The sequence below is a fragment of the Mycobacterium sp. TH-M82 genome, from assembly GCF_057473605.1.
In genome coordinates this window covers 1-2964 of the sequence record NZ_JBYCKY010000340.1, presented here as the reverse complement: position 1 = coordinate 2964, position 2964 = coordinate 1, and the positions used below count along the sequence as shown (strand labels likewise).

Genomic DNA, 2964 nt, shown 5'->3' with positions numbered 1-2964 from the left:
TTGCCACCCGGCATCCCGACCGGGTGGATCGGCTGGCGTTGATGGGCAGCGTGGGCGTGCCCTTCCCGATCACTGACGGACTGGACGCGGCGTGGGGGTATGAGCCGTCGGTAGAAAACATGCGGCGTCTGCTTGACGTATTCGCCTACTCGCGGGAGCTGGTCACCGACGAGCTCGCGCAGGTGCGCTACCAGGCGAGCATCCAGCCGGGTTTTCAGGAATCGTTCGGTGCGATGTTTCCGGCGCCACGGCAGCTGCACGTCGACGCGATGGTCACGCCCGACGACGAGATCGCCAAGCTCACCCACGAGACGCTCATCATTCACGGCCGCGACGACCAGGTAATCCCGTTGGACACCTCGCTGCGGCTGTTGCAGCTCATCGACAACTCCCAGCTGCACGTTTTCGGTAGATGTGGGCACTGGACACAGATCGAGCACAGCGCGCGGTTCAACAGGCTGCTCGATGAATTCCTCGCGGGCTGAGGGACAACACATGGGCAAAGTGAAGCGCAAGCGAGGACAGGGTAATCATGATCGTGACGAGTAAGGACAGCAAGGCGGCCACCAGTGACGGTCGTCGCGGGAATGCGATACCCCCTGCCGACCGCGAGCTATACCTGCGCATGTTCCACACGATGGCCTTGCAGCGCGCGCTAGAGGATCGCATGGTCAGCATGTACCGCCAAGGGGAGATGCTCGGCTCGGTTTACAGCGGGCATTGGCACGAGGCCATTGCTGTGGGCACGGCTGCTGCCTTGCGGCAGGACGACTTCCTCTGTCCGCTGCACCGTGACGCCGGTGCGCACCTCTGGCGCGGAATGGAGCCGTGGCAGATCATGGCGAGCTTCCTGGGCAAGGCCACTGCGCCGACCGGCGGGCGGGACGGCACCTTGCACTATGGCCGCCGCGACCTCAATATCTATAACCCACCGAGCCACATCCCGGACAACTACCCGGTGGCCACCGGCGGGGCGCTGGCATTCAAGTACCGCGGCGAGGATCGAGTGGCGCTCGCCTACTGCGGCGACGGCTCGACCGGGCGCGGCGATTTTCACGAGGCGCTCAACATCGCCGCAGTGCATGATCTGCCGTGCATCTTCATCGTCGAGAACAACCAGTACTCCTACTCCACGCCGCTGACACTCACTTCCAAAACCGACTTCGCCACCAAGGCCATCGCCTACGGCATGCCCGGGGAGAAGGTAGACGGCACCGATGTCCTGGCGGTCTACGACGCGACCGCGCGGGCAGTCGAGCGGGCCCGCTCCGGAGCGGGGCCGTCGCTGATCGAGGCCGTGACGATGCGCAGGCACGGCCACGCCGAGCACGACCCGGCCGACTACGTGCCGAAGGAAATGTTCGAGGCGTGGAGCACGCGCGACCCGGTCGAGCTGTTCGCCGCCAGGCTGCAGGACCTCGGTGTGGCAGACGCCGAGCAGATCGCCGCCATCAAGGACGAGTGCCGAACGGTATGTATCGAGGCGCGCACGAGATCGCTCGCCGATCCGATGCCGGACCCAGCGACCGTGGAGGTGGGCGTTTATGCCGAGTAGTGCGGTAGCAGAACACACCGACGTCACTTATCTCGACGCGGTCAGCCAGGCGTTGGCCGCCGAGATGGAGGGCGACCCGAATGTGTTCCTGCTTGGCGCGGACGTCGGCCAGTTCGGCGGCGCATTCCCGGTGACCAACGGATTCCTCGATCGGTTCGGCTCCAGGCGGGTGATCGACACCCCGATTGCCGAATCAGGCTTCACCGGCATGGCGGCCGGCGCGGCGCTCAACGGGCTGCGCCCGGTGGTGGAGTTTCAGTTCGCCGACTTCATCTCGTGTGCATTCGACCAGATCATCAACGTCGTCGCTCGCCACCATTACCGCACCGGTGACGCGATGCCGATCACGTTTCGCGCTCCGTTCGGCGCGCGGCTGCGGGCCGGGCCGACGCACTCGCAAAGCATCGAGTCCTACTTCGCCCATGTGCCCGGGCTCAAGATCGTCGCTCCGGCCACGGTGCAGGATGCTGCCGGCTTGCTGATCAGTTCGATTCGCGACAACAATCCCGTCCTCTACCTGGAGAGCAAATACCTCTACCGGCACATCAAGGTGCCTGGGCCGCTGTCGCTCGATCCGATGCCACTTGGCAAGGCCCGGATCGCCCGCGAGGGCAGCCGGGTATCGCTGATCACGTATTCCGTCGGCGTGCACCAGGGTCTGGAGGCTGCGGCGGAGCTGGAGAAGGAAGGTATCTCGGTCGAGGTCGTCGACGTGCGCACCCTGGTGCCGCTGGACGTCGAAACGATTTGTGCCTCGGTGACCAAGACCTCGCGCGCGGTGGTCTTGCACGAGGCAGCCAAACGGCTGGGGTATGGCGCGGAGATCGCCTCCACGATAGGCGAGAAGTGCTTCTGGACGCTGGACCATCCCGTCGTGCGGGTGGCCGCGAAAAACACTCCGACTCCGACGAGCCCGCCGCTGGAGGATGCGGTCGTGCCGCAGACCGCCGAGGTGATAGACACGCTGCGAAGGGTGGCGACGACATGACCGATTACGATGTCGTCGTTCTTGGCGGGGGGCCCGCCGGCTACGCCGCTGGGCTCTATGGCGCATCCGCAGGGTTGCGCATCGCGCTGGTCGAGGGCGATGCGGTCGGCGGCACCTGCCTGAACCGGGGTTGCATCCCCGCCAAGGCGCTGCTGCAGACGGCCGATGTGTTCCGCACCGCGAACCACGCGGGCGATTTCGGCATCAACCCGGTCGACGGATCGGGTGCCTTCACCGCGGACTGGGACAAGGTGAGCGAGCGGACGACGGGCGTCGTCGACAAGCTGGTCGGCGGCCTGTCCGGGCTGTTGAAGCGGCGCAAGGTCGAGGTGATCCGGGGTCGAGGCGCCCTCACCCCGAACGGCGCAGTCTCCGTCGGCGGGCAGACAATCGCGGCAAAGTCGGTGATCATCGCCACCGG

Annotated in this window: 4 protein-coding genes; all 4 read left to right on the top strand. The window is 65.8% G+C overall.

Features of this window, described 5'->3' with window-relative positions:
• On the top strand, positions 1-485 hold a 485-nt coding region (locus AC2VON_RS10550; RefSeq protein WP_486952909.1), incomplete at its 5' end, for an alpha/beta fold hydrolase.
• 47 nt (positions 486-532) lie between these two features.
• Positions 533-1555, top strand: a complete 1023-nt coding sequence (locus AC2VON_RS10545) for a thiamine pyrophosphate-dependent dehydrogenase E1 component subunit alpha (protein WP_486952908.1) — start codon at positions 533-535, stop codon at positions 1553-1555.
• Positions 1545-2543 (top strand): alpha-ketoacid dehydrogenase subunit beta, encoded by a 999-nt coding sequence (locus AC2VON_RS10540; protein ID WP_486952907.1) that lies wholly within the window; start codon positions 1545-1547, stop codon positions 2541-2543. The genes AC2VON_RS10545 and AC2VON_RS10540 overlap by 11 nt, the downstream gene beginning before the upstream one ends.
• A partial coding sequence (locus AC2VON_RS10535; RefSeq protein WP_486952906.1) for an FAD-dependent oxidoreductase occupies positions 2540-2964 on the top strand: 425 nt, incomplete at its 3' end. The genes AC2VON_RS10540 and AC2VON_RS10535, both read left to right, overlap by 4 nt.

Bases quoted from the DNA above. Each gene is read 5' to 3' on its own strand.
- AC2VON_RS10545 (WP_486952908.1), top strand. From the start codon at position 533: ATGATCGTGACGAGTAAGGACAGCAAGGCGGCCACCAGTGACGGTCGT.
- AC2VON_RS10540 (WP_486952907.1), top strand. From the start codon at position 1,545: ATGCCGAGTAGTGCGGTAGCAGAACACACCGACGTCACTTATCTCGAC.